Genomic DNA, 24,285 nt, shown 5'->3' on the forward strand with positions numbered 1-24,285 from the left:
ATCTAAGTTACGGTAAAAACTATGCCAAGACAGCCAAGTTCACTATAATTTTTTGTTAAAGATATAAAAATGTTTGATGCACGAAAACGTTCTTTAATTTAGTTGACAATTTTTATTTATTTGTTAGTATTCTACCAAAATCTGTTACTACATTTGCTTTAACAAGCTTTAATTTTGACAAATCGAAAATAAAATCTCAGCATGAAAAATGAAAAACCTTTAATATTAGTTACTAATGATGACGGAATTTTAGCACCCGGAATCAGAGCTTTGATTAGTGTCATGGAAACTATTGGTGAGGTAATCGTAGTTGCGCCTGACAAACCTCAAAGTGCAATGGGGCATGCTATAACCATCAATAATACTTTATTTTTGGATAAAATTTCAAAAGAAAATGATAGCGTTACTGAATACAGCTGTTCCGGAACTCCCGTTGATTGTGTAAAACTGGCAGTAAATGAAATCCTGCACAGAAAACCTGATTTGTGTGTATCAGGAATTAATCATGGTTCAAATTCTTCTATAAATGTAATTTATTCGGGAACGATGAGTGCCGCAGTTGAAGCCGGAATTGAAGGCATTCAGGCTATTGGTTTTTCTTTACTAGATTTTGACTGGAATGCCGATTTTGAACCCATTAAATCATTTGTCAAAAAAATTGCACTTGAAACTCTTGCCAATAAACTACCTGCCGGAGTAGTTTTAAATGTTAATTTTCCGAAATTAAAAGAAAAAGAAATTAAAGGAATAAAAATTTGTCGTCAGGCAAAAGCTTATTATGCCCAAAAATTTGACAAGCGCCAAACTCCTTACGGAAAGGATTATTACTGGCTTACCGGAAAATTTACAAACGAGGATAAAGGCGAAGACACTGATGAATGGGCCCTGGAAAATGGTTACATCTCAGTCGTTCCTGTACAATTTGATTTAACAGCACATCATACTATGCAACAACTTAATACCTGGAAATTAAATGAATAAAAAAGACATTCTTGTTGGTTTTATTATCGGAATTTTTACTGCGCTTCTGGGTAGTTATTTGTTTATCACATTTTTTACGACTTTTGATCTTTCATCAGGAATTCAAACCATTAAACATTATGGCTATTTAGGAAAGATAATTACTCTGGGTACTCTTTTAGATCTTGCTGTATTTTTAATTCTATTAAAAAGAGATAAAGAATTGATGGCTCGCGGAGTAGTTTTGGCCGTGATTGTTTTGGCAATTTCCACTTTGTTTATTTAAATCTTATCTTTGTATTGCAAAAATAATTTCTGTCTTTAAAACAGAAACTACTGTCAAAAAAATTCATATGAAATATTACATCATAGCTGGTGAAGCTTCTGGAGATTTACATGGTTCTAATTTAATGAAAGCATTATATGTGGAAGATCCTGAAGCCGACATTAGATTTTGGGGAGGTGATTTAATGCAAAAAGCCGGAGGAACTTTAGTAAAACACTATCGTGAACTGGCATTTATGGGTTTTGTTGAAGTTATTTTTAATCTAAAAACCATTTTAAGCAATATTACTTTTTGCAAAAAAGACATTTTAGAATTCAAACCTGACGTTATCATTTTTATTGATTATCCTGGTTTTAATATGCGCATTGCAAAGTGGGCTAAAGAACTGGACTACAAAACACATTACTATATTTCACCGCAAATCTGGGCCTGGAAAGAAAACAGAATCAAAGCCATCAAACAGGATGTTGATAAGATGTTTGTGATTTTACCTTTCGAAAAAAGCTTTTACGAAGATAAACATCATTTTCCGGTAGATTTTGTTGGTCATCCTTTAATTGATGCAATCCAGAATCAGCCTGCTTTTGATGAGACCGTTTTTAGAACCGAAAATCAATTAGGCGAAAAACCAATTATTGCCGTTTTACCGGGAAGTCGTAAACAAGAAATTACAAAAATGCTAAGCGTAATGCTAAGTGTTGTTGATGATTTTCAGGATTATGAATTTGTAATTGCAGGCGCTCCAAGTCAGGAATATGATTTCTATCAGCAATTTATCAGTAATAAAAACATCAAATTTGTTTCGAATAAAACATACGATTTACTGCGCTCTTCGACAGCTGCGTTAGTAACATCCGGAACAGCAACCCTGGAAACTGCTCTTTTTAAAGTTCCAGAAGTAGTTTGTTATAAAGGAAGTTCTATTTCGTATCAAATCGCAAAACGAATTATTACGTTAAAATATATTTCTCTTGTGAATTTAATTATGGATCAGGAAGTTGTAACTGAATTAATTCAGGCTGACTGCAATACCAAACGTATTAAAGAAGAACTTCAAAAATTGCTTGAACCTGATTATCGCGAAAAACTGCTTAAAAATTATGATATTTTAGAACAGAAATTAGGCGGTGTTGGTGCCAGTAAAAAAACTGCAAAACTAATTGTGGCTGATTTAAAACAGCATTAAAAAACTTATTGTTTTGAAAAAAATATTAATTTTTCTTTTCCTGTCTATCATTTTTACTTCTTGTAAATCAACATCTACTGCGGTAAACAGTAAAGACAGTAAACGCGAAAACAAACATATAGTCAATCATTTAGTTGAAAATGCAACTGATAATATAGGCGTGAAATACAAAGCCGGTGGAACAACAAAAACCGGCTTTGATTGTTCGGGATTAGTGTTTACTACCTTCGAATCTGAAAATATAAAACTGCCAAGAAGCTCTTTCGAGCAATCTAAAATTGGAAAAATAATCAATATTGATGATGCCCAAAAAGGCGATTTAATTTTCTTCAAAACCAATAAAAGCAAACAAATTAATCATGTTGGTTTAATTACGGAAGTCAAATCTGATGAGATAAAATTTGTGCATTCCTCCACTTCAAAAGGAGTTATAATTTCTTCTACAAAAGAAGCTTATTACAAGAATTCTTTTGCTCAAATTAATAGAATTATCGAATAAATATTTTATCAATATTTAATCTTTTTCTTACAAATTTTTAATACTTTTAATTTTATGAAAGTATTAGATTTCCCCCTGACTAAAATTACAATTTGTTTTCTCTTCGGCATTATAGTTTCTTATCTCTGGAAACCGACAATTATGATTGCTTTGCCACTGCTTTTTGTTGGCATAATCTTCTTTCCAATTTTATATCATTTATCCAAAAAGAATAAAAACTCAAATATACTTTTCGGCATAAACTCCTATTATATTTCATTTTGCATAGGCTTCATCGCTCTAATAATAAACACCGATTCATTTCAGGTATTAAATTACATTCATTTTGAAAAAGCTTTTGAAAAACCTCAAACTATCAACCTTACTCTACGTGAAAAACTCAAAAGCAATGATTATAATGATCGTTATATTGCTATTGTAAATCGCATTGACGGTAAAATTTATTCCGGCCGAATTATCGTCAACATATCAAAAGACAACATTAAAAATTCTTTAGTTATTGGAAAATAGTATCAATACTAAAACCGTTCTTCAACCTATTACTTCACCGAAAAATCCAAATCAATTTGATTATGCCCAATATCTTGTCAATAAACAAATATATGGGCAAGTTTATGTGTCAAAAGCAGAAATTATCGTCAGTAAGAAAGTCAAAAAAGACATCTGGTTCTATGCTTCGCGTTTAAATACAAGAATTGTTCACAATCTTGAAAAGGCTAAATTTAATAAGCAAGAAATGAATGTTGCGCTTGCACTAATCCTTGGCCAGCAACAAGAAATCTCTTCAGATATTATTCAGGATTATCAATACTCTGGAGCAACTCATGTTTTGTCTGTTTCAGGATTACATGTTGGGTTTATAATGTTATTTATATTATTTATTCTAAAACCAATTCCAAACACTCAAAAAGGTTCTTTTATAAAGTTAGTTGCCATTATAATTTCATTAACTCTTTTTGCAATTATTTCAGGACTCTCACCACCCGTTTTACGATCAGTAGTAATGTTTTCATTTCTTGCAATTGGAAATCATTTGCATAGAAATAGCAATACGTATCATACTTTATTAGTTTCAATTTTCCTGATATTACTTTTCGAACCATACTTCTTGTTTGACGTCGGATTTCAACTCAGTTATATTGCACTATTTTCTATTCTTTGGCTACAGCCACTTTTAAAAAACATCTGCAATCCTAATAATAAAATACTCCATTATATGTGGGAAGCTCTGACCGTTTCCTTTGCAGCCCAAATAGGTACTTTTCCTCTTTGTCTGTATTATTTTCATCAATTTCCAGGACTTTTCTTTGTGACCAATATTCTTATTCTTCCCGTTTTATCCTTTATAATGATAGCAGGGATTATTGTTATGCTTCTGTCTGTATTTACAAATTGTCCCTTATTGTTAATTCAAATTTTTGAAAAAAGTATTTACATTTTAAATCTGATAATTCATTACGTTGCGTCTTTTGAATCATTTGTAATTAAAAATATTAGTTTTAATTTCTATCATCTGATTACTTTTTATTTGTTTTTAATTGCAAGCATCATTTGGTTTAAAAAACCTAATTACAATAAATTTATAGTTCTTCTTGGAACAATAATCCTGATTCAGATTTCATTTATCCAAACCAAAAAAGAAATCGAAAGCAAGCAGGAACTAATTGTTTATAACGCAAAGAAAAAAACAATAATTACTAAAAGAATCGGCAAAAGCGTCGCACTTTTTACTAATAATCTTCTTTCAGGAAAAGAATTAAAAAATAGCGTTTTAGAAGCTTATCTCGTTGCCAATTTTGGAGTTTTGAAATCCGTAAATAAAATTAAAAACGTCCTGTTTTTTAATGGTAAAAAAATATTGCTGATAGATAGTTCCGGTATTTATAAAAAAAGACTTAAACCAGACATTCTTTTATTGACAGCATCTCCAAAAATAAATTTAGATCGTATTTTGGAAGATCTACATCCAAAAATAGTTATAGCGGACGGTTCCAATTCGTATTCATTTCAGAAGTACTGGAAAGCATCTTGTCGTAAAAAAAGAATCCCTTTTCACTCTACAAGTGAAAAGGGATTCTACAAATTGAATTGAAAAATATTATTCCGGATTCAAAATAAGATTAGATTGTTTTAGCCACGGAATTGCCCCTCCTGGTCTATATGGAAGCTTACCCAATAAATTGAAAGTAGTTTTCTCTTTTCTAACAGATCCTATAGTAAAACATACCTCAGGTAATTCATCTACACCAAATGCACTTTTTAATTTAGTATTTTGTTCTCTTTCCGCATCTGAAATCTTAGGATCTGACAAGTCAAGCTTTACTAAAATAACATTCTCTCGCGACCAAACTGCAAAATCTGGAGTATTAAATATTTCAGTTTGAATTTTTTGTGGTGCACCATCAATCGTAAAATATATCAGGAGCGGTTTTTTTTGTTCCATACCTGCAGCAACAGCCTCCGTCATAGTTGTTTTCCAAACTAAACTTTGTGCATGTGTAAGAAATGTACCTAAAAAAAACAAGAGGGTTAGTAATTTTCTGATCATAATAATTTGGGTTTTAAGTAGGTTAATGCGACTAAATTAATATAATATCTCTACCAAACAAGCGTTATTTAGACAAAAAAGTTAAGAAAAATACAAAAAAACAGAATTTATTAATAAAAGATTAAAATTTTAAGGAAATGAAAAAAAATCATGTAATAAATTACAAAACTCTTTGCAACAATTACAATCTGTTTTAAAAAAAATCCCCTTTACTGTTACATAAAGGGGATCTAAAAATTAAATTGAGCAACTTAATTTAAAACATATTATTCACTTGGATGCAATAAAGCATTTGATTCTGCTATCCATGCTTTTGCTCCACCAGGCTTATAGGCAATTTTTCCTAAAGCACTAAAAGTAGTTTTGTTTTTACGTATGGATGCCAGTGCAAAACATACTTCAGGTAATTCTTCAACACCAAAAGCATTTTTAAGTTTTAGATTTTGCTCTTTATCACCGTCAGATGCAGATGAATCAGACAAATCAAGTTTTACTAAGATGACATTGTCTCGCGACCAAACCGCAAAGTCTGGCGTTTTAAATATTTCATTCTGAAGATTTTCTGATACACCTGAGGCAGTGAATAAAATTAACATTGGTTTTCTTTGTTCATTACTAATAGCAATTGCATCAGTCATATTAGTTCTCCAAACTAAATTCTGAGCATGCGTAAAAAATGAACCTAAAAAAAATAGTAGGATAAGTAATTTTTTGGCCATATAATTTTGGTTTTGGTTAGATTAGTGAAACGAAATTAACATATTATTTTAATTTTCCAATTTTAATTAATACAAAAAATACATTATATGTTTTTTTAATTACAATAAAATAACAAATTAACAATTGACCATAAAATTAAAGACACCTTTTCCTACTAAACAAAAAAAATCCTTATACAAAGTATAAGGATTTAGAGTATTTTAAAAATTAGTTTTATCTAATTACGATTTTTTTGGATTCACAATTCCGTTAGCAACTGCCAACCATGCACTAGGCCCTCCTGCAACATATCCTGTTTGGCCAAGACCTTTAAAATTTACTTTTCCATCTATTGCCTCTGCACTAGTAAAATAAATAGTTGGGAATCCCTGAATTCCAAAAGCTTGTTGTAATTCACTATTCTGATTTTTGATTTCAGGAGTCTGAGCCGTTCTTCTTGGATAATCCAATTCAACTAAAACTACATTTTCAGCTGCCCACTTTGTAAATTCAGGCGTTTTTAAAACTTCATTTTGTAAACGAATACACCATCCACACCAATCACTTCCGGTAAAAAACATCAACATTGGCTTATGTACTTTATTACTTTCTGTAATTGCCTCTCTCACATCAGTGTACCATTTCAACTCTTGCGATTGCATTGCAAATACGCCAGTTAAAAAAAAGGTAATCAAAAATATTTTTTTCATGCTGCTTTAATTTTTTACAAATTTAAACAAAATATACATTGCTAAATGTCGTCTATTTTACTTCTTGCATTAATTTTTTAATTAATGGTGTTGTTATAATCAAAACGACACCCGCAATAAGCGAATAAAGTGCTAATTGATAATATCCATCTGTATAAGCAATAAGTTTAGACATTAAAGTCGCTCCTGTATTTGCATTTGACATTTCAGAACCAAGTTTCCCTGCCGCTAATTGCCCGAAAGCACTAGAAAGAAACCATAATCCCATCATCATTCCAAACAAACGTTTAGGCGACAACTTAGTAATTACTGACATTCCAATTGGCCCAATACATAACTCTCCAAGCGTATAAATTAAATAACCCAAAGCAAAAACATTTAAAGAACTCAATCCTTCTGGATTAATAAAAAATCTGGCACTGTAAAAAATAAAGAAACCTGCTGCCAATAATATAAATGAAAGACCAAATTTAATTACCGTATTTGGTTCAATTTTTCTCTTATAAAGAAAGATCCACAAAATACCAACTAGAGGGCTAAAAATAATAACATACAATGAATTAATACTATTATTAACCACGTTTGGATCTATATTAAAAAACAACAATTTATTTGATAAATTATCTTTCGCAAATAATGACAAAGATCCTCCAGATTGCTCAGAAATAGCCATAAACATAAAATATCCGAAGATAAAAATGAATGCTGCCAGTAATTTATATTGCTGTTTTCTATCTTTAATTCGTATTAATTCGAACAAAAAATAACCAATTGCAATTACACCAATCGTATACATGAAATAATCTGTATAATCAGAATTAATCACCATGATGTATATAAACGGAATTACAATTATGGATCCCAGATAAACTGCAATCTCGTTCATTCTTCTTTTTTTAGGAGTTTGTCCTTCTAATGGAGAATTTCCAATTGGAGCCAAGTGTTTTTTGGTTAAAAGAAATGTCACCACTCCAATAATCATAACAACGGCTGAAGAAAGGAAACATAAACTCCAGGAATAATTTTTTCCTAAATAAATAGGAATTGCTCCTCCAAGCATTCCACCAATATTAATTCCGGCATAAAAAAGTCCGTAACCAGCATCTCTGCGTCCGTCACTTTCATGGTATAATTCACCTACCATTGAAGAAACGTTTGGCTTAAAAAAACCAGTTCCAATAATAGATAAAGTTATTCCATAATAAAAGAAATCATGAGGAGAAGCAGCAATAAGCAAATTCCCCAAAATCATAATGATACCTCCAAAAAGAAGTGATTTTTTAAAACCTAAAACTTTATCTGCGAAGATCCCTCCAATAAAAGTAAAAGCATACACAAAAGCCTGAATAGCTCCGTATTGAAGATTCGCCTTTCCTTCAAGTAAACCTAATTGGTCTACCATGAAAAAAGCTAAAACACCTCTCATTCCGTAGAAACAAAAACGTTCCCACATTTCAACTAAAAACAAGTACCACAACTGTTTTGGGTACTTGCCTTTAAAATTTTGTATTTGTTCTAGAGTAATTGTATTGCTTTCCATATTATCTAACACCGTGCATCATTTTTTTCAAGAACGGAGTCAAAGCAAATAATATAATTGCAGCGATACCTGTAAGAACCACAAATACCATAAAAAACTCGTATAAATTATGAATTTCGAATCCGGCAAAAAAGTGATTATGTGCACTAATTTGGTGTTGATCCAATAAAGCTAATTGCTCAGGAGTTGGTGTAATTTTATTATCTAAAACTGCTTGAAGATCAATCCCTAATTCTTTTGCTTTTGCAAATTTATCTCCAGTTGCCGGCAAGATAGAACCTAAAGTTCCACCCAAAGCATAACCTGAAGCATTTGACAAAAAGAATACTCCATAAAGTAATGAAGCGAAACGTTTTGGAGATAATTTACCTACCAATGATAAACCAATTGGAGATAAACACAACTCAGCACATGTATTTAAGAAATATAATAAGATAAGCCATTTTACCAATAACAATCCAGAAGTTCCAATATATGAAACCTGAGTTGCTATCATAAAGAAACTAATCGAAATTATTACTAAACCCGCAGCCAATTTTACCGGAGAAATAGGCTCTCTGTCTTTTGCTCTAAGAGTATCCCACAAAATACTAAATGGTACTGCCATAATTACAACAAATAGTCCATTAAAAATCTGAACCATTGATGGCGGCATTAAAAACCCAAAGAAGTTTCTGTCTGTCTGGTTATCTGCAATAAAAGTTAACGAAGAACCTGCTTGCTCAAAAGCTGCCCAAAAGAAAATAATAAAAAATGAAACTATATAAATTACAATAATTCTGTCTCTTTCAATTTTCGTCAATGAGGTGTCCGAAATAATTAATCCAGCCAATGATAATCCACTAGAATAAATCAAAGTATAAATCAGATTCTGACCTACAATATAATGAAAAAAGAATCCTAATGCGACAAATGCAAGTCCTGCAATTGCTAAAGATTTATTAGAAAAATTAGCTTTTTGTGCTTCTCCTTCTTCAAAGTCAGAAGCCTCATTTTTAGAAGGCAAACCTCCTAATGGTCTTCCTTCCGGAGAAACGACATATTTGTTTTTCAAGAAATAGAAAAGAATTGTTCCTAAAAGCATTGCTACAGAAGCAGCCATGAATCCCCATCTAAAAGCATGAATATCTCTAATTCCTCCAGCATCTTTAACATCTCCCAACAAAGGGCAAATCGACTGACCTAAAAAAGCACCGATATTGATTCCCATATAGAAAATAGTAAAAGCACTATCTAATTTTGTTTTCTCTTGTTTAGGATATAAACTTCCAACCATACTCGAAATGTTTGGTTTAAAGAATCCGTTACCAAATACGATAACTCCTAATGCAGAATACATTATGATTTTAGCTAAAGGCAAATTATTCTCAAAAATACTTCCACTGGTGAACAACAACATTTGTCCTGTTGCCATCAATAATCCACCCAATAAAATACAATTTCTGTTTCCTAAAAAACGGTCTGCAACAAAACCACCTAACATTGGTGTTAAATAGCAAAGTCCAAGGAAACCACCATAAATTAATGAAGCTTCTTCTTCCTTCATTAATAATGAGTTCACAAGAAATAAAGTCAATAAAGCTCGCATTCCATAAAAATTGAATCTCTCCCACATCTCCGTTCCAAACAATACCCAAAGTCCTTTTGGATGCGCAGTTTTTACTTGAGTTTCTCCCATATTATTCATTATTTATTTAAGGTTAAAAGATTTAGATTATAAATTTTCTTTGATAAAGTTAGTCATTTTATTATAAAGCTGAATTCTGGTTTTCCCTCCAAAAATACCATGGTTTTTATCTGGATATATCTGAGAATCAAACTGTTTATTTGCCTGAATTAACGCTTCCATCATTTGCATTGAATTTTGCACATGAACGTTATCATCACCTGATCCGTGGATCAATAAAAATTTACCTTTTAATTTATCAACGTGATTTATTGGAGAATTCTGATCGTATCCGCTAGCATTTTCCTGCGGAGTCTGCATGTATCTTTCTGTATAAACACTGTCATAAAAGCGCCAGTTTGTTACCGGAGCTACAGCGATTGCCATTTTGAAAACATCATTTCCCTGAAAAATACAATTTGAAGCCATAAATCCACCATAACTCCATCCGAAGATTCCAATTCTGGCAGCATCAACATACGGATAAGCTCCAATTACTTTTGCCGCATCAATCTGATCTTCCACTTCATATTTACCTAACTCTTTTTGAGTTACTTTTTTGAAATCAGCACCTTTAAAGCCAGTTCCTCTTCCATCTACACAAGCAACAATATAACCTTGTTGAGTAAGCGATAAAAACCAATAATCATCTGAATTATTCCAATCGTTGTTTACTTGTTGAGATCCAGGACCAGAATATTGGTACATGAAAACAGGATATTTTTTAGAAGGATCAAAATCTTTTGGTTTTAAAATCCATGCATTTAGTTCGTTTCCTTTAGCTGTTTTTAAAACAAAGAATTCTTTTGCAGGAAGGTTATACGCTTTTAATTTATCAGCAAGAGCCTGATTGTTTTCGATAACCTGAATTTCTTTTCCAGATTTTGCTTCGTTTAAAGTATAAGTTGTAGGCTGTAAATTACTTGAGAAAGTAGTAATAAAATATTGGAAATTAGGACTAAAAGTCGCTGCACTTGTTCCTGTTTTTACAGACAAACGCGTTTTGTTTTTTCCGTCTAAACCAATTCTGTAGATATCTCTGTTGATAGAACCATTTTCTGTAGATTGATAGAAAATAGTTTTTGTTTTTTCGTCGAAACCGTAGTACGAAACAACTTCCCAATTTCCTTTTGTAACCTGATTTTTAAGCTTTCCAGTTTTATCGTATACATAAATATGATTAAAGCCGTCTTTTTCACTTGTCCAGATAAAGCTATTATCTTTTAAAAATGTCAAATTATCTGTAACATCTACGTAAGCTTTGTCTTTTTCATTTAAAACTACTTTTGCCGCAGCCGTTGTTCCGTCTACAAATAATAAATCAAGATTATCTTGGTGACGATTTAAAACCTGAGCTGATAATACATTATTATCATTTGTCCATTGTAATCTTGCAATGTAAAAATCATTATAATTTCCTAAATCAACTTTTTTAGTTGCATTTGCAGCTGCATCATATATATGTAATGAAACTACTGAATTTTTTTCTCCTGCTTTTGGATATTTAAATGTTTCAATAGTTGGATATAAGTCTTTATGAAACATTGACATCGAAAATTCCGGAACGGCACTTTCGTCAAAACGAATATAAGCTAGTTTTTTACTGTCTTTGCTCCAGTCAAAAGCTCTCACAAAAGCAAATTCTTCTTCATAAACCCAATCCGTAATACCATTAATCACAGCATTTTTCTTTCCATCTGTAGTAATTGCAGTCGATTTTTTAGAAGCTACATCATATACATAAAGATTATTTTCTTTAGCATAAGCAATTTTAGTTCCATCAGGTGAGAAAGTTGGTTCCTGAACCTGAAAATCAAAAAGTTTGGTTAATGATTTTGAAGTAATATCGTATAAATAATAATCTGCAGTAAAAGAGTGACGGAAGATTTTATTTGTATTACAAGCAATTAAAATCTTTTTTTCTGAAGCATCAAAAGTATAACTATCAATCCCGTTTGAAAGTTCTTTATGATTTTTTGTATCAATTAGATTAGACACTTTTTTTAGCGTTGCAAAATCATATAAGTCAATTTGCATGCTTCTGCTGGCCTGATCAACATTTAAAACGGTGTATTGATCTGTATTTTTTAGTGATTGAAGTTCATCCATTCCTTTCGCCCGGAATGTTCCTCCATAAATGTTTTCGACAGTAATTTTTTGTTGTCCAAATACAGTAGCGACTAAAAATAAAAGCACTACCGTTATTTTACTTGTATTCATTAGAATTATTTTAAATATAAAAAGAGCCCAATTTTAGTAAAAAAAATAAACATAATACACATTTTAAGTGTTAAATGTTAAAAAAAATAACGATTGCGTACTTCTCAAACTTTAAATAGATTGCAAACAAAACTCTTAAATTGGTATCTTTGTCGCTACATTATTATTTAAAATACTGAAAATGAACAATGCTGTTGCTGGATTCTCTAAATTATCCAAAAAAGAAAAAATAAACTGGATTGCCAATGAATATTTTTCTACTCCAAATGAGGCACTTAATATCATAAGAAATTACTGGAATTCAGATGAGAAGCTTCAACAATTGCATGATGAATTCATCGAAAATACAATCACAAATTTTTATATTCCACTTGGTGTTGCTCCTAATTTTTTAATTAATGGGAAATACAAAACAATTCCAATGGCAATTGAAGAAAGTTCAGTTGTTGCCGCAGCTTCAAAATCAGCCAAATATTGGGCAACTCGTGGTGGATTTAAAGCGACGGTTATTAATACCGAAAAAATTGGTCAGGTTCATTTTACATTTAATGGAGAAGCAGAAAAACTACAATCTTTCTTTGATCAAATAAAACCTAAATTCTTTTCTGACACCCAAAGCATAACTAAAAATATGCAACAACGTGGCGGCGGAATTTTAGATATCAAACTTAAAGACAAAAGAAGTTTATTAGAAAATTACTTTCAGCTTCATGCTACTTTCGAAACAAAAGACAGCATGGGAGCTAATTTTATTAATTCCTGTTTAGAGCAATTTGCTACAACATTAAAAAATGAATTTCAGGATTCTGATCTTTTTTCAGAAAACGAAACGATCAAAGTAATTATGAGCATTTTATCTAATTATGTTCCGAATTGCATTGTTAGAGCGGAAGTTTCATGCCCAATTGAAGATTTGACGGAGAAGCATATTACTAATCCGCAGGATTTCGCAGAACGATTTGTTCAGGCTGTTCAAATTGCCGAAGTAGAACCTTTTAGAGCCGTGACACATAATAAAGGTATTATGAACGGAGTCGATGCTGTAATTTTAGCTACCGGAAACGATTTTAGAGCAGTTGAAGCCGGAGTTCACGCTTACGCTTCCCGAAATGGTCAATATTCGAGTTTATCACATGCTAAAATTGAAAACGGAATATTTACTTTTTGGTTAGAAATTCCACTTGCTTTAGGAACTGTTGGCGGACTTACTTCTTTACATCCTCTGGTAAAACTATGTCTTGAAATGCTTGAAAAACCATCAGCACAAGAATTAATGGAAATCGTTGCTGTTGCAGGCCTGGCACAAAACTTTGCCGCTTTACGTTCTTTAACGACAACCGGAATTCAGGAAGGACATATGAAAATGCACTTAAACAATATTATTAATCAATTTGAAGCCAACGAAGAAGAACGCCATTTAATTAAATCCCATTTTAAGAAAAATGCAGTTTCTCACAGCACTGTAGTTGAATTTATAGAGAATTTACGAAAATAAACAAATAAAAAATTCCAAATATTATAGTTTTCAAAAATAACCAAATTCCAAAAATAATTGGATTTTGGATTTTCAAAATATTAGGGTTAATTATAAATATAATACATCGGGCTAAAAACATAGAATGAAAGAGACCTTTTACAGTAACGGAAAACTTTTAATAACAGGAGAATATCTAGTTTTAGATGGCGCAAAAGCTTTTGCATTACCTACAAAATTTGGACAGGATTTAGTTGTTGAAAATGGTTCTAACAAAGAAATACAATGGGAAAGTTATAATTTTGATAGCAATCTTTGGTTTAAAGACGTTATTTCATTTTCTGAAATCATAAACAATGTTGATACTAAAATCGAAACTGTAAAAACAACTTTAATTAACATCTTGCATGAAGCTTATCTTTTAAATTCTGATTTTATCACTAATTCTGAAGGATATAAAATAAGTACACACCTTACATTTCCAAAAAATTGGGGATTAGGAACTTCCTCTACTTTATTAAATAACGTGGCACAATGGACTAAAATTGATGCTTTTACATTGCTTAAAAATAGTTTTGGAGGGAGTGGTTATGATATTGCCTGCGCGCAAAACAACACTCCCATTATCTATCGATTAGAGCAAAATTTACCGATCGTAGAAAAGGTAAAATTTAATCCCGATTTCACTAAAAACATATTTTTTGTTTACCTAAATAAAAAACAAAGTAGTAAAATTGCGATCAATGCGTATTATAACAACAAAAATGAAAATTTAGCTAAAAACATTGTTGACAATAATAAAATTACCAAAGCAATTCTGGAAGCAAAAACACTTAATGAATTTGCACATTTTGTAGAAAAACACGAAATTCATTTGAGTAATATTCTGGAATTAGAAACCATTAAAGAAATTGCGTTCCCGAATTTTAATGGAGTCATAAAAAGTCTTGGTGCCTGGGGTGGCGATTTTGTTATGGTAATTTCAAAAGAAAATCCAAAGGAATATTTCACTAACAAAGGATATGAAACAATCCTTACTTACGATGAAATGATTTTACAAGAATAAAACAAATGATGAAATATTCTAAAAACAAAAAAGTGAATTATTAATTCACTTTTTTGTTTTTTATATGTTTTGTCTCCAAACGACGAACCTTTTCATTTTCCTGCTCATTAGATTCTATAAGCGTATTATGTAAACGTTCTGCCATTTTTTCAATACTGCTATTGATAGAATCATACACTAACTCCATTCTGCGATGTTTTTCTTCCTTTACAGCTTTCAAAACATCTTCGACAAATACTTTATCGTATTTTTCAGCAACAGAATCACGAGTATTGGTCAACCTTATAACATAATCGTTACTCAAAATTGTAACCTTAAAGTGCTGTTCTTCATTACTAAGGTAATATTTTCCTCCCAATTCATCTACATTGATGTCGGTGCTGCTCACTTTCAAAAGTTCTGTTATAATTCCAAAAATATGGTTTTCAATTTTGGAATATACCCTGGGTTTTCTTTTAAAAAATTTAAATATGGAAAACATTAAACGCTTGATTATTAAGGTATTTTTTTATCATTTTTTCGCAATTTTTATTTAACAATCATTATATCAAATCTACTTTCCTAAAACAAAAATTCGAGCAAATTAACTGTATAATTTTGAATATCACAAATTTTTTAAATTATATTTCGATTATTCCTATATAACTAAAGAAAAACATGTAGATATTTATTACAAAAAGCCATTAAAATGAAAAACCCGAAACATTTAAAATGTTTCGGGTTTTTTTCTATTTTAGATTAAGTACTAAAAATTAGTAATTAAATTGCAGTCTGTTATCTTCAATTTTAGCATTGTTTTTCAACGCTGGTAAAATTCTGTTTGTATCAGATGCGCTTTGAGCTTTCACTTTAGCAACATATTCTGCGTGGTTAGCAATTGCCGGAGCTTTTACAGTACTAATGTTTTTTACAACATATACACCTGTATTTCCTTCAATTGGAGCAGAAATTTTGTTTGCTGTTAAAGCAAATGCATTTCCAACAACTTTTGGCTCTTGTCCAACTCCACCAGGTAAAACAGGATTATCCATAGTAACGTTAGCAGCTTGTTGAACAGCTACACCAGCACTTTTAGCAATAGCTTCAAGGCTTGAACCTGTCATTTTAGCTTTTAACATTTCAGCTTTTTTCTTGTTTTTCAAGATTGGCTCAACATAAGGTCTAGCCATAGTAACAGATACTAAACCTGATTTGTTTTCGCTTTTGTATTGAGCAATTACATGACCAATATTAGCTAATTCAAAACGTTTTACATCTCCAATGCTCGTTTCTTTGTCAAATGCCCATCTTACAATGTTACGTTGATTTCCTAATGGACCAAACGCTTCATCCATAGCTTTTGCCGTTACCGGAGCAGCCACTTTCAAACCTAATTCTTTTGCTGTAGCAGCAAAATCTTTATCAGCAGCATCCATTTCGAATTTAGTTGCCAATGTAAATACTTTATCAGAAGTAGCTTCAGAAGGCTCAATTTTTTGAGCAATTGTTGCTAAACGAATTCCGTCTTGTTTATCTGTAATTTTGATAACGTGGAAACCAAAAGGAGTTTCTACTAAACCAACTTTTCCAATACCGTTATTGAATACAAAATCATTGAAAGGTTTTACCATTTGGTTTGGACCAAAATAACCTAAATCACCACCTTGTTGCGCAGATGAATCATCAGAACTTGTAAAAGCCAACATCATGAAACTATCAGGATTAGCCTGAACCTGAGCTAAAATTTCTTCAGCTTTAGCTTTAGCTTCTTCTTTAGTTCTTTTTTCTTTTTGGTTTGGAGTTTGAGATCCTTCGTAACCAATTAAGATATGACTTGCTTTTGCATTAACACCAGCTTTAAATCCTAAAGATTTAGAAATAGCATAGTATCTTCCAAAAACATATGGCCCATAAATTGCTCCAGCAGGTAAGCTAAATAACTTATCCGCATCAACTGCAGGCAAACTATTTTTAGGCACGTATGTAGAATCATAAGGAACATCAGAATTTGCGTTCACAAATTCAGCAACATTTGTAGCATTTTTGAAACCAGCTAAAGTATCATTTTTACCAGTTTTTGCGTTATATACTACACTTCCGTTTAATAATCCTGTGATTTTAGCTTTGATTTCAGCTTCGTCTTCTTTTGAAGCTTTATCTTCTACTAAAACATATTGAATTTCACGAGTTTCATCCGCTTTGAATTTCTTCTCGTTTTTCTTCATATAAGCTACAATCTCATCATCAGAAATCTTTACATCACTATCTTTAATAGAAGAATACAATGCACCAGCATAAGCAAAGTTTACTTTGTTAGCTTCCATTTCGTATTTCAACTTTCCTTCACTAGCAGTTGTGTAAAGTCCAGATTTAATTAACGTATTGTAGATTTGAAATTTTGCATTCAATTCAGCATCTTTTTCTTTTGCAGAAATGTATTGTGCTGCTTCAGGATTTGTTTTGAAATATTCTTTGAATTTCACAACATCAAACATACCTGCTGCATTTAGGAACATTGGATTTTTTCCAATATTTGGATCTGCTTTCAAAACTTCAATTAAGTGTTTTTCTCCAACTCTCAATCCTAATTTATCAAACTGAGTTGATAATAATGCGATTGAAACTTCTTGATCCCAAACTCTGTTTGCAGCTTCAGTGGAAGTAATCCCTTGCCCACTTTTTTCAACATTACTAACTTTAACTCTAAAGTCTTCAAATGAAATATCTTTTCCATCGATGCTTCCCACATCTTTTGAACTTTGACCAAATGTCCCTCTAGTGAATAGATCTTGTATTATAAATGCAAATAATGCAAGTGCAATAACTCCTATCAATAAAGCGGAACGCTGTCTAATTTTTGCTAAAACTGCCATTTTTATTATCGTTAATTTTATATTCAGTTTGCGAAAATACAATTATCTAGTTAATAACAATACAACTAGCAATTTATTTTGCACAATTTTTTTAATTAATAAAAGAAATCACTCTTTTATAGTCATTTTTACTAATTCAATTTTCTTATTTGTAGCTTCTTCTATCACAAAATGATAGTGATCTATTACAATTTCTTCGCCTTTTTGAGGAATTTCCTTCGTAAAATTCACAATAAACCCTCCCAGAGTACCGTATGAGTCTTCTTCAGGAATCATTAATTTATAAGTTTCATTTAAATATTCCACGTCTAATCTTGTAGAAAACAAATACTTACTATCACCCAATTCCTGCTCGATTAATTCTTCATCTAAATCATGCTCATCTTCAATTTCTCCAAACAGCTCTTCCACAATATCTTCAATTGTAATAATTCCGGAAGTACCTCCGTATTCATCTAAAACAACAGCGACATTTTTTCTCTTTTTAATTAAAAGATTTAAAGCGTCTTTTATCAAAATAGTTTCAGGAACAAATTCCACAGTCATTAAAACTGATTTAATTGTTTTTGGCTTTTTAAATAAATCGAATGAATGCACATAACCTACTATATCATCGAGTGAATTTTGACTTACTACAATTTTAGAATAACCAGTCTCAATAAAAAGCTCTTTCAAATCTGTTATACTGTCAAATAAATCTATATCGACAATTTCGGTACGTGGTGTCATAATATCACGCGCTTTTACACCTGAAAATTCTAATGCGTTTTGAAAAATCTGAATTTCAGAATCTACTTCTTCATCATCTTCAACAGAATTCATTTGCTCTGTAATATAATTGCCAAGTTCAACTTTACTAAAATACAGTTGTACCTGATCTCCTTCTGTTTTGAAAAATTTTCTCAAAACAAAATCTGAAATCCAGATAAAAAAAGTCGAGATATAATAAAATAACCTGTAAAATAAATAAGCGGGAACAGCCAAAATCTTAATTAATGAATTGGCATAAATTTGAAAGAAAACTTTCGGGAGAAATTCAGCCGTAATTAAAACGATAAAAGTTGAAATTACAGTCTGAACCAGTAAACTTGTGATATCTGAAAAATGATATCCTAGTTTGGTGATACATCTTAAAACTAAATCACCCATAAAAAACCCATAAATAACCAAGGCAATATTATTGCCAATTAGCATCGCTGCAATAAATTTCGAAGGATTCTCTGTAAGTTTGGTTAAAATTTGGGAGGCAAAATTATCTTGTTTTTTTTCGATTCCAAGATAAATTTTGTTCGAGGAAATAAAAGCTATTTCCATTCCTGAAAAAAAGGCTGATAGTATTAAACAAAGTATTATAATACTAATTTCCATTTTTACTGTTTTTTATTACGATCATCAAATTTCTTGACAAATTTTCTTCTGAAGAAAAACATAAAAACTGCCATTCCGGCAATTATAAAGCTCAAAGCGTAATTTTCATTACCTTCATTTAACTTTATAACTCCATCGTAAATAAAGTAAATTGCAAATGCAATGTAAACGTATTGTGTATATTTTAAGTAACCCATAATTATCCTATTCGTTGGCTTCTAATTCGCCTGTTATTCGTTGTGAATTTATCACTTTAAAATCTTTACTAAAATCAATTCCCTGTCCGTTAGAAACTCCTTTAGCATCGGTAAGTTTAAACTTTCTTTCAGTATAAAACCATTCGTTTTTCTGATCAAAATACAATTGTTCCGTTTCCAGCATCTGCCCTGTTTCTGAAGTAATTTTTACTTTACCCTGCAAATCTATAATTCCGGTTTGCTTATATGAAACCGCATAATTTGCTTTTATAAAAGTACGCTTTTGTTTTTTATCATACAGTGTAACATCAATTCCTTTTGGGAACTCAGTAAACGGAAATTCAAGATTAGAATAATCCAGCATTTTTCTACTTTTCAGCACTCCTGTAATGCGTCCTGAATCAGTGTATTTTATATTAACCGTATCAGCATCACTTCCCGGAACGAATTCTGAAAAGTTAATTTTTTGAACTTCCTTAAAATTACTTTCGCATCCAAAAAACAGTGTCACAGCAAGAACTGTGACAACGTTTATAATATATTTTTTTGGTAAATTCATTTGCCAAATGTAGTAAATTGTAATGAGCTTAAAAAAACATATAAGCTGATGCTTAATTGAATTTACTTTTCACGAACCATCTGTCGTTAAAAGAGAAGCTTAAACTAAAATTGAAGTAATTTTCCTGAATTAAACCAGCGGCCGTAGTTCCTCTTTTACCAAATTCAAGACCTAAATTCACATTTGAAAAAGATCCTGTAATAGGAAATCCAGCTCCTAAAGTCATTCCAACATCATTAATTGACTGGTTATTAATTACTAAACCAATTTTCTCATATTTTAAACCTGCTCTATAAGTGATTCTGCTGAAATAATTTGAAAACGAAGTATAATTTGGAATATAATATCCTCCAACTGCATATTTCGAATATTTCTCGTAACGTACATCATCACTAGAATTATAATAGTTTGCATAGCGTCCGTCACCCTGAAAAGCTAAAGTAGTACCAACTAACCATTTTCTTGCCTCTCCTACACCAAGACCAATTGTTAATTTGTTAGGCAATTTTAAATTAGTTTCTGTTGATGGATATTCATAAGGATCCGGATCTCCTGAAACCGAAATAATTCGTGCATTATCTGATTTTAAAGTACTAGCAAAAGTGTAACTTAAACTAGTAAATAAAGTAGTTTTTTTATAAATTTTTCTTTGATACATAGTACCAATATTAAAATTCACACCAGATAACTCAGATTGATTTGTTTCGCGGGTTACACTTGCAACATCTGTAATACCTTCGATACTTGTTGTTGTAATTTGTCCAAAATTATATTGTGCATCAGCTCCAATATTCCAATTTGGTAAAATTTTATATCCTAAACCAAAGAACACTTTATTAACACCACCTTTTCCTTCGAATTGGCTGTTTGTTGCACCTGACACATCAGAATTATTATTTATAATTTTATACCCTACAGAAGATAAAGGCACTAAACCAAAAGCAGCTCCAAATTTACCCATCGGAATTCCTAATGCTAAATAATCAAAAGTAGATCTTTGTGCTTTCGCAGATTCATTTGTATTTTTTAATGTAGACGTTCCAAAAGTCCCTCCAACTGTAAATGTGGTTTGTCTTAAACTCGCATAACTTGAAGGATTATCAATATTCAAGTGAATACTATCCTGCTCTACTGATACCCCGCCCATGGATCTATTTTCAAGAGTACCTTTGAATCTTGCATCACCAATTCCGTAAAAAGAATAAGGAGAAGCTGTACCTTGCTGAGCAAATGAAACGAACGAGATAAGTAAACAAGCACTTATTATAATTTTTTTAATCATTGTCGATTTTATATTGAAATGTTTGGTTCAAACTTTCGAGAAGGAAATTTGAATTGGCAAATATGGTATTTTTTAATCGTTTAGCCAAAAATTCTGCATCGCCACCCGTTAAAATTATTATAAAATTTGAAAAGTTCTCGCGATATTCATCGATAAAACCATCAATCTCATAGACGAACCCATTCACAACACCAGAATGAATCGCTTCTTTAGTAGAGTTTCCTATATATGATTCAGGACTCTCAAAAGCTAATAAAGGCAGCTTTGCCGTGAAATTATGAAGCGCTTCATAACGCAATCGTAAGCCTGGTGAAATCGCTCCACCAAGATAATTATCATTTTCGTCGATAAAATCGTAGGTTATGCAAGTTCCGGCATCAATCACTAATCTGTTTTGTTTTGGGAATTGCAGAGTCGCTCCGGCAGCCAAAACCATTCTATCAATTCCTAAAGTTTTTGGTGTCTCATATTTATTTACAAAAGGAAAAATATCTTCTTGTGTTAAAAAGTGAATTTTTAACTGGCTTTCAAATATCAAAAAAGATTGCTTTTCGACATTTCCAACTGAAGCAACGACCAGATCAGAACAATTTTGAAATTTTTTTAAAATTTTTTTAATTTTTTTTTCGAGTTCATTTTTCTCAAAAATAAAATTCTCAAGAGCAGTACTCCCCTCAAAGACAGCCGCTTTAATTCGAGTGTTTCCGACATCAACCGTTAAAACCATGTTTGTTTTTTTAGCAATGCGAAGATACGAATTGATTTTTTTAAAAAAATGTTTTGGATAAACGAAAAATGATTCTATCTTTGCACCCGCAATGAGCACAACACGGTACCTTAGCTCAGATGGTAGAGCAATGGACTGAAAATCCATGTGTCCCTGGTTCGATCCCTGGAGGTACCACGTTTAAAACCCGAATAGAAATATTCGGGTTTTTTGTTTTTTAATACTTTGAGGAAATTTAAATTCCAAAATTTAAGTTCAAAGGTTTACGAAAGTTCGCAAGACCTGATTTTTCATTTATAGTTCACAATTTCAACCGTGGGACTAGATTATAGAAATATTGTTTTTCAACTGTCAAAACAACATGCTATTTCTATTTACATTTTTTATCTGTGGCTATTTCTTTTGAACTTTGCGTAAATCTCTGCGCTTTTTACGGTTTAAAATCTTCTCTTTTTAATTACTTTGAAACTTAAATACTACTAAAAAGTGTAAAGTAAACAATTAAATAGTTTTTGTTAAAAAAATATCAACTAAATAAAAAAATATCTTATATATTCGTAAAAAGATACATTACTATTTTATTTGTTATTAAAAACATAAATCATTCTATGAGTAAAACTTCTACTAAAGGCATTTGGAAAGTTATTTCGGCCTCTTCAATGGGAACAATGATTGAATGGTATGATTTCTATATTTTTGGAAGTTTAGCAGTTGTTATTTCAACCAAATTTTTTCCAAGTGATAACCCAACAGCTGCGTTTTTATCAACATTAGCGACTTTTGCTGCCGGATTTGTTGTTCGCCCTTTTGGTGCTTTGTTTTTTGGAAGACTTGGTGATATTATTGGTCGTAAATATACTTTTATGGCTACCTTATTATTAATGGGCGGTTCTACCTTTTTAATAGGATGTATTCCGAGTTATGAAACAATCGGATTTTTAGCTCCTTTATTAGTTCTAATTTTACGTTTACTGCAAGGACTCGCTCTTGGTGGGGAATATGGCGGTGCGGCAACTTATGTTGCAGAACACTCTCCAGTTGGACAAAAAGGATATTGGACTTCCTGGATTCAAACCACAGCTACTGTTGGATTATTCATTTCATTAATGGTAATACTCGCAACTAAAAATATTCTTTCAGCAGAAGACTTTGACACTTGGGGATGGCGTGTTCCGTTTTGGGTTTCTATCGTAATGGTTGGAGTTTCTTATTTGATTCGAAAAAATATGGATGAATCTCCTGTATTTGCAAAAGCCAAAAAAGAAGGAACAACAAGCACAAATCCACTTAAAGAAAGCTTTGGAAATCGATATAATCTAAAATTTGTTTTACTGGCTCTTTTTGGTGCCACAATGGGACAAGGCGTTGTTTGGTATACAGGACAATTTTATGCCATGAGTTTCATGAAAACAGTGATGAATGTAGATTCATCGCAAGTTGATGGATTGCTCGGAATTGCACTTTTAATAGGAACTCCATTTTTTATTGTTTTTGGATGGCTGAGCGACAAAGTAGGCAGAAAATACATTATGATGTTAGGGATGTTGCTTGCGATTTTATCTTATCGTTCTATTTACAAAGAAATGTACAACACCACCAATGTAAGTTACAAAACAGAAATAGTTGATAAAACAACGAAAAATATAGAAATAACGAAAAATAATGATACTGTAACTACTATTTCCAAAACCTATACAGACGGAACATCGTATATGGAAAAGAAAACAGATTTTGCCAATAAAAAAGCATCTCAAAGTAGTATTTCGATCAAAATAAATTCTGAAGATGAGTGGATGTTAGTTTTTTGGGTTTTTATTCAAGTGTTGTTTGTGACTATGGTTTACGGACCAATTGCCGCATTTTTAGTAGAAATGTTTCCAACAAAAATCAGATACACTTCGATGTCGTTGCCGTATCATGTTGGAAATGGAATTTTTGGAGGTTTGCTTCCTGCGATTTCAACTTACTTTGTAACACATGCTAAAGCTAATGGAAAAGCCGACTTTTATCTTGATGGACTCTGGTACCCAATCATTATTGCATCAGTCTGTTTTGTAATTGGAATGATTTATATTGATAATAAAAACAAAACGAATCACCTTTAAAACCTACATAAATATGAATACAGTTAAAAAGATTTTAGGTGTTTTATGGATTATTCTTTCCATTGCCGCAGCTTATTTTTGTGTCTTTGAATTTGGGTTACCCAAATTTCTATCAGATCAACAGGATGATTTAGTCTTTGGGATTATTATCTTGTTTATTCTTACCCCATTAATCGTTTTAGGCTTGGGAACTTTTGGTTATTTTTCTATGATTGGCGAATACGATCAGAAAAAATAACCAAATCAACTTAAAATTGAAAGGGCTGTCAAAAAAAATTGACAGCCCTTTCGCATTACTAAACTAACCAAACATTCATCATTAAAAATAATGACTGTACTTT

23 protein-coding genes and 1 tRNA gene are annotated in these 24,285 nt (G+C 31.5%); 11 read left to right on the forward strand and 13 right to left on the reverse strand.

What is annotated here, in order from left to right:
- Positions 1–201: 201 nt before the first annotated feature.
- The 6 genes from surE (at position 202) to AC1RRN_RS11820 (ending at position 5,023) form a co-directional block, all read left to right on the forward strand.
- Complete coding sequence (surE, locus tag AC1RRN_RS11795; RefSeq protein ID WP_492967484.1) at positions 202–981, forward strand: 5'/3'-nucleotidase SurE; 780 nt, start codon at positions 202–204, stop codon at positions 979–981.
- Positions 974–1,246 (forward strand): hypothetical protein, encoded by a 273-nt coding sequence (locus tag AC1RRN_RS11800; RefSeq protein ID WP_492967485.1) that lies wholly within the window; start codon positions 974–976, stop codon positions 1,244–1,246. Before surE ends, AC1RRN_RS11800 begins: the two co-directional genes overlap by 8 nt.
- 67 nt (positions 1,247–1,313) lie before the next feature.
- Entirely contained in the window at positions 1,314–2,432 is a 1,119-nt protein-coding gene (lpxB, locus tag AC1RRN_RS11805) for a lipid-A-disaccharide synthase (protein ID WP_492967486.1), read from the forward strand.
- A gap of 13 nt (positions 2,433–2,445) precedes the next feature.
- Positions 2,446–2,931, forward strand: a complete 486-nt coding sequence (locus tag AC1RRN_RS11810) for a C40 family peptidase (RefSeq protein ID WP_492967487.1) — start codon at positions 2,446–2,448, stop codon at positions 2,929–2,931.
- Between the two features lie 54 nt (positions 2,932–2,985).
- The gene (locus AC1RRN_RS11815; protein ID WP_492967488.1) at positions 2,986–3,441 is read left to right on the forward strand and encodes a hypothetical protein; all 456 of its coding nucleotides are present in this window, start codon (positions 2,986–2,988) and stop codon (positions 3,439–3,441) included.
- On the forward strand, positions 3,431–5,023 hold the full coding sequence (locus tag AC1RRN_RS11820) for a ComEC/Rec2 family competence protein (protein ID WP_492967489.1): 1,593 nt from the start codon (positions 3,431–3,433) through the stop codon (positions 5,021–5,023). The genes AC1RRN_RS11815 and AC1RRN_RS11820 overlap by 11 nt, the downstream gene beginning before the upstream one ends.
- A gap of 6 nt (positions 5,024–5,029) precedes the next feature.
- On the opposite strand, the gene AC1RRN_RS11825 is transcribed toward AC1RRN_RS11820, so the two are convergent.
- From AC1RRN_RS11825 to AC1RRN_RS11850, 6 genes are all read right to left on the reverse strand, one after another.
- Positions 5,030–5,479 carry a thioredoxin family protein gene (locus AC1RRN_RS11825; protein ID WP_492967490.1) on the reverse strand — a complete coding sequence of 150 codons (450 nt, stop codon included), beginning with the start codon at positions 5,477–5,479 and terminating at the stop codon, positions 5,030–5,032.
- 266 nt (positions 5,480–5,745) lie between these two features.
- The gene (locus AC1RRN_RS11830) at positions 5,746–6,198 is read right to left on the reverse strand and encodes a thioredoxin family protein (protein ID WP_492967491.1); all 453 of its coding nucleotides are present in this window, start codon (positions 6,196–6,198) and stop codon (positions 5,746–5,748) included.
- A 222-nt stretch (positions 6,199–6,420) separates the two neighbouring features.
- Positions 6,421–6,888, reverse strand: a complete 468-nt coding sequence (locus AC1RRN_RS11835; RefSeq protein ID WP_492967492.1) for a thioredoxin family protein — start codon at positions 6,886–6,888, stop codon at positions 6,421–6,423.
- A gap of 52 nt (positions 6,889–6,940) precedes the next feature.
- A complete protein-coding gene (locus AC1RRN_RS11840) occupies positions 6,941–8,428 on the reverse strand; it encodes a peptide MFS transporter (RefSeq protein ID WP_492967493.1) in 1,488 nt (495 codons plus the stop codon).
- Position 8,429: 1 nt separating this feature from the next.
- Complete coding sequence (locus AC1RRN_RS11845) at positions 8,430–10,106, reverse strand: peptide MFS transporter (RefSeq protein WP_492967494.1); 1,677 nt, start codon at positions 10,104–10,106, stop codon at positions 8,430–8,432.
- 36 nt (positions 10,107–10,142) lie between these two features.
- Positions 10,143–12,314, reverse strand: coding sequence for a S9 family peptidase (locus AC1RRN_RS11850; protein ID WP_492967495.1), 2,172 nt, complete (start codon positions 12,312–12,314; stop codon positions 10,143–10,145).
- A 181-nt stretch (positions 12,315–12,495) separates the two neighbouring features.
- Here AC1RRN_RS11850 and AC1RRN_RS11855 point away from each other — a divergent pair, with 181 nt between their 5' ends.
- Positions 12,496–13,809, forward strand: coding sequence for a hydroxymethylglutaryl-CoA reductase, degradative (locus AC1RRN_RS11855; protein WP_492967496.1), 1,314 nt, complete (start codon positions 12,496–12,498; stop codon positions 13,807–13,809).
- 124 nt (positions 13,810–13,933) lie between these two features.
- Complete coding sequence (locus tag AC1RRN_RS11860) at positions 13,934–14,854, forward strand: GYDIA family GHMP kinase (RefSeq protein ID WP_492967497.1); 921 nt, start codon at positions 13,934–13,936, stop codon at positions 14,852–14,854.
- Between the two features lie 40 nt (positions 14,855–14,894).
- Here the strand turns inward: AC1RRN_RS11860 and AC1RRN_RS11865 are convergent, their stop codons facing one another.
- From AC1RRN_RS11865 to AC1RRN_RS11895, 7 genes are all read right to left on the reverse strand, one after another.
- Positions 14,895–15,242, reverse strand: coding sequence for a hypothetical protein (locus AC1RRN_RS11865; protein ID WP_492967498.1), 348 nt, complete (start codon positions 15,240–15,242; stop codon positions 14,895–14,897).
- A gap of 364 nt (positions 15,243–15,606) precedes the next feature.
- On the reverse strand, positions 15,607–17,706 hold the full coding sequence (locus AC1RRN_RS11870; protein ID WP_492967499.1) for a peptidylprolyl isomerase: 2,100 nt from the start codon (positions 17,704–17,706) through the stop codon (positions 15,607–15,609).
- A 108-nt stretch (positions 17,707–17,814) separates the two neighbouring features.
- Positions 17,815–19,074 carry a hemolysin family protein gene (locus tag AC1RRN_RS11875; protein ID WP_492967500.1) on the reverse strand — a complete coding sequence of 420 codons (1,260 nt, stop codon included), beginning with the start codon at positions 19,072–19,074 and terminating at the stop codon, positions 17,815–17,817.
- Positions 19,075–19,076: 2 nt separating this feature from the next.
- Positions 19,077–19,271 (reverse strand): hypothetical protein, encoded by a 195-nt coding sequence (locus AC1RRN_RS11880; RefSeq protein ID WP_492967501.1) that lies wholly within the window; start codon positions 19,269–19,271, stop codon positions 19,077–19,079.
- Between the two features lie 7 nt (positions 19,272–19,278).
- On the reverse strand, positions 19,279–19,830 hold the full coding sequence (lptC, locus tag AC1RRN_RS11885) for an LPS export ABC transporter periplasmic protein LptC (protein WP_492967502.1): 552 nt from the start codon (positions 19,828–19,830) through the stop codon (positions 19,279–19,281).
- A gap of 52 nt (positions 19,831–19,882) precedes the next feature.
- Positions 19,883–21,112, reverse strand: a complete 1,230-nt coding sequence (gene bamG / locus AC1RRN_RS11890) for a BamG family beta-barrel-assembly machinery protein (RefSeq protein WP_492967503.1) — start codon at positions 21,110–21,112, stop codon at positions 19,883–19,885.
- Positions 21,105–21,839, reverse strand: a complete 735-nt coding sequence (locus tag AC1RRN_RS11895) for a type III pantothenate kinase (protein ID WP_492967504.1) — start codon at positions 21,837–21,839, stop codon at positions 21,105–21,107. Before AC1RRN_RS11895 ends, bamG begins: the two co-directional genes overlap by 8 nt.
- A 104-nt stretch (positions 21,840–21,943) precedes the next feature.
- Between AC1RRN_RS11895 and AC1RRN_RS11900 the strand changes: the two genes are divergently transcribed.
- The 3 genes from AC1RRN_RS11900 to AC1RRN_RS11910 all read left to right on the forward strand — a co-directional run bounded on the left by AC1RRN_RS11900 (position 21,944) and on the right by AC1RRN_RS11910 (position 24,182).
- Positions 21,944–22,016: transfer RNA gene (locus AC1RRN_RS11900), tRNA-Phe, on the forward strand.
- Between the two features lie 431 nt (positions 22,017–22,447).
- Entirely contained in the window at positions 22,448–23,944 is a 1,497-nt protein-coding gene (locus AC1RRN_RS11905; RefSeq protein ID WP_492967505.1) for an MFS transporter, read from the forward strand.
- Positions 23,945–23,957: 13 nt separating this feature from the next.
- Entirely contained in the window at positions 23,958–24,182 is a 225-nt protein-coding gene (locus tag AC1RRN_RS11910; RefSeq protein WP_492967506.1) for a DUF6814 family protein, read from the forward strand.
- Positions 24,183–24,285 lie beyond the last annotated feature (103 nt).

The organism is Flavobacterium sp. GW821-FHT11G01, from assembly GCF_058808175.1.